This is a genomic window from Mesorhizobium sp. M4A.F.Ca.ET.090.04.2.1 (genome assembly GCF_003999085.1).
Classification (GTDB): domain Bacteria; phylum Pseudomonadota; class Alphaproteobacteria; order Rhizobiales; family Rhizobiaceae; genus Mesorhizobium.
Genome location: NZ_RZOT01000541.1, coordinates 1 through 4,109 on the forward strand (window position 1 = coordinate 1; position 4,109 = coordinate 4,109).

The following is a 4,109-nucleotide window of genomic DNA, read 5'->3' on the forward strand; positions in this document are numbered from 1 at the left end:
GTCCGATAGTCACAAGGCCGCAGATAAACCGCATGCTCTACGCTAAAATAGCCCCTTCGCCGAATTTCGCAGGTCTTCCCCCTACTCAATCATCAATTAAGGCCGTACCTGATTGTTTCAATTACTTAATTTAAGTCACACAACCAGTGAGTACCGTCAAAAATACCGTCAGATTCTTACGCTGTTGAAAAGACTGAAACAATGTGGTCGCTGCCGCGGTATGCACACTTTTGATTGCATCATTTGCGAGCTGCCATTCGGCGAGGTAAAGCTGGAGTTCTCAGAACACAACAAGGACGGTGTTTGCTCATGCTCGACAGCTCTAGGTTCGAGTAGACGCGCGGCTGTATCGGGGGGAATGGGCTGGTAGGAAATGGATGTCGTGCCGCATCACTCTGTCGATCGACCAAGCTTCGCATTGCCTCATCTGCTGCTCGTGGCGATGGCCCCCGATCGGAGATGCGCTATAGGAACACGCGAATTTCGATTCTGCCCTCAACTCTCGGGACCACTCACTCTGAGTAACAACGTCACGCCGATCCCACCTTCCGACGCTATTTTGCGGCAATGCGGCCAGTAAGCGCCGCGCCCGTTCGCGATTTCCTAGTGGTGAAAGTCTGACATTTGGTACCCCACGCGTGGAGCAGCTTAGGCTGAAAGAGCACGTTGCACGACAAATAAACCGCCTATCAGCTAACCACGGACCAGATGGAAGGTCAGCCCCGCAAGGCGGTTTTGGATTTCCCCGAGACCTTGCCCAGTTCCGCTTCCCATAGATCGAAGGGGCTCGCGACAATGGCCACGGACTTTTCCTGACGCAGCGCGGCGCGGCTTCCAGCATCCTTGCCACGAACCTTGTCTCGACCTTCCACAATTCGGTCATGGCGGTGATCGAACCCGTCGCGGCCCTGCGAGATCCCGCTGATGTGCAGGTCGTAGAATTTGCGCCGCAGGTGAGCCCAGCACCCGGCGAGCCGGATTGTTTCATTGCTGCCGGCTTTGTCCCGTGCCTTGACCAGGTTGGTATAGGCCGAGTAGCCATCCACTTGCAGGATACCGCTGAACCCGGCGAGGTGGCGCGCGTGAGCGAATGGCGGATGCCGGTCACAACTCCTGGCGCTCTTTAACTGCCAAACCAAGCGCTTGGCTGAGTGGCACCGCCTTGGAGAACAGGAAGCCCTGAGCGGTTTTGCAGCCAAGCTTGTGCAGAGTTTGCCGATCCGCCTCTGTCTCGACGCCCTCGGCCATGACCTCGATCCCGAGCGTCCGACCAAGATCGATCACGGTTTTGACAAGCAGCCGATCCTCCCGCGATTTGGCTAAACCGCGAATGAAGCCCTGGTCTATTTTCACCTTCCTTATCCGACTGTCCTTGAGCGATGCCAACGTGGAAAAGCCGGTGCCGAAGACATCGAGCGCGATGGAAATGCCGGCATGTGAAAGCCGTCCGAGCTTTTCATCGACCCTGTCCGGGTCCACGGGCGATTCTTCTGTTATCTCAATTTCGAACATCGTTGCAGGGAGGTCCTTTGCCGCCAGACCATTCAGAACCATTTCGTCGATATCGCCGGCCTCCAATTCGCGCGGTGAAACGTTCATCGTCACACGAACATCACGACAGTCAGCTTTCACCAAGGCGTCGATAAAAGCGCAACATTCGGAAAATACAGCTTGAGTTAGCAGCTGGAGCATTCCGGTTTCGCGTGCCGCTGTCATGATTTCGGGCGGAGAGATGGAACCGTGAATCGGATGGGACCACCTTAGCAACCCTTCAAAACCGATCACAGCTTCGGTGTCGAGTCTTACGATTGGCTGGAACCAAGGGCCCAAGCTTCTCGTCTTTATCGCCGAATGAAGATCGCGTTCGATTGACTGGCGGCGTTGCAGTTCCCGGTCGAGCTCGGCATCGAACAGGCAAAATTCGTTCCTGCCACGGCGCTTAGCTGTGTAAAGGGCGATGTCCGCCCGCAACAACATTTCCGTCAGCCCCGGGTTTTTAGCCGAGTATATTCCTATGGATGCCCCGATCCGGACGGAGGCGACGCCAGGATAGGGGCGAGCAAGCTTGGATATGAGATTGGATGCGAGATTGCTGGGAGAAGGCGAATTTCTAAGCGAGGAAAAAACCAGCACGAATTCATCGCCACCGATGCGGGCGAGCGTTGAGCCCTCCGGTGCTTCTTCCTCTATTCGGCGGGCGATCCTGGCAAGCAGCTCGTCACCCGTTCTGTGACCGTAGGTATCGTTGACAGATTTGAACCCATCCAGATCAATCAGCATGGCCACAAAGGGCCCATCAGTGTTCTCAAACTGATCGATTGCATGTTCGAGGCCGCGCCTGTTGAGGAGCGCGGTAAGATGGTCCTCCCTGGAATTGCGCTCCATTTCCGCGGCAAGCCGCTCGGCTTGATGTCTCAGGCGGCTCGCGTCACGGAAGCGCGCTTGTCCAACGAACGAGGCTCGAGCCAGGCCGCCCTCGAAAAGCAGGACGGCAAAAGCCAGAATGTAGTTTTCCAGGGTTCCCTTCGTCAGCAAGCATGCGGCGGCAATGAGGAGTGGCGGTGTGATGAAGTATATCGCTGCCGCAGCATATGAGCTGCCGTACGTGACCGCGCCAGCTGAAATGCCCGCCAGAATTATTAGATGCAGCGATGCTTGAGACGTCGTGTACCCAGCCGTTAGGACGGCAAGGAATGACCAGGTGAATCCCGCCAGAAGAGCAAGCCTGCCAAACCAGCGAAGCCGCAGCCAAACCCGTGTCAGATCATCCTGGACTCCGGGTTCCTTCAGCTGATGACGGGCGAGTGCAAGGCGGGCGGCATTTATCGCATTAACGACCGAAAACCAGGCCGCGCCAGCAAGACCGTTCCCGGAAAGGGCCTGCACGGTCAAAATCAGCCCGGACAGCACAATGCTTATCGGCATTGAGACGAAAAGGCCTGCCCTCAGATCAGCGAGCTGGTCCTGAAGGATTCTCGCCTCCAGCGGATCTTCTTTTTCCAGGGCTGGACGGGTCAGCTTGCTTACTCCTGCTTGTCCGCAGCCTATGCAGCCCCCCTGAAGGACGGGTTAATTCTTCAATCGGAGATCAGCGTCGGGAGCAGGATTACTCCGGCGCATGATGCACTCTCTCCCATCGCTCGCCCAGCACATCGCGCAAAATGCAACTGCTGGTGCAGTATCACCGCTGGAGCTCCGCCGAAATCCCATGCCGGACAAGGGGAACATGTTGGGCAAAGCGAAGCCCCAGATGCCTTGCAAGCCGTGCCGCCAGGTGGTCTCTGGAGTAGAGTCCAACCAGTATGTTCGTTGCATGGTAGAGCGGCGCCGCCGACAGGCGCAGCCGCCTTTCGTATATGTGCAGCATGTCGGGGTCGCCAACATTGCGGCCGTCGCGGCACGCAGTCATGATTCCACGGGCGAGTTGCTTCTGGCTGCTGAGACCGATGTTGAATCCGTGAGCGGTCACCGGGTGCATGCCGATGGCAGCGTCGCCGATGAGTGCGGCGCTCGGGGCCCGGAATTTGTGCGCCCAGGTCGTGACCAGCGGATAGGTATGGCGCTTGCTTGCCAAGGTCATTTTTCCAAGGCGCCCTCGACACAGTTTCGTCAACTCCGACAGGAACAAATCGTCATCGAAGGCAAGCAGTCTATAGGCCTCGTTTGAGCGCAATGTGAGCAGCAGCGACGACACGCCCTCCGCGAGGGGCAATATCGCTATCGTCTGATGGTGATCGAACCATTCGATGGCGATCTGGTGGTGGGCGCGCTCGTGCCTCACTCGGCAAATCAGCATCGAGTGGCCAAGCCGGTTGATATCGGCGCCGATGCCCAGCAGATCACGCGTGGCGGACAAACGCGAATCCGCGGCAACAACAAGCCGAGCAGTTAAACGCGCGCCATTAGAGAGCGTTACGACTGCTCCTTCTTGGCTGTTTGTTGCATCGACGACCGAGTGGCCGCACAACAGCCGGGCGCGATCCTGCAAGCGGACGATTTTGAACAGCGCCTCGCGGATCCGGCAATTTGGAACCAAAACCCCCAGCGGTTCTCCAGAGTTGCTGGGAGGATCGAAACGAAGAGCGAATGCGCTCGAGCCGTTGAGCACG

The 4,109-nt window shown here is 57.3% G+C and carries 3 protein-coding genes; all 3 read right to left on the reverse strand.

The annotated features are described in order from the left end of the window. Positions 1-716: 716 nt before the first annotated feature. Positions 717-1,199 (reverse strand): transposase, encoded by a 483-nt coding sequence (locus EN781_RS34565; RefSeq protein ID WP_329609615.1) that lies wholly within the window; start codon positions 1,197-1,199, stop codon positions 717-719. Then, positions 1,105-2,925: an EAL domain-containing protein gene (locus EN781_RS27620; RefSeq protein ID WP_236387765.1), complete on the reverse strand. Its 1,821-nt coding sequence runs from the start codon at positions 2,923-2,925 to the stop codon at positions 1,105-1,107. The genes EN781_RS34565 and EN781_RS27620 overlap by 95 nt, the downstream gene beginning before the upstream one ends. 256 nt (positions 2,926-3,181) lie before the next feature. After that, a partial coding sequence (locus tag EN781_RS27625; RefSeq protein ID WP_127400521.1) for an FAD-dependent monooxygenase occupies positions 3,182-4,109 on the reverse strand: 928 nt, incomplete at its 5' end.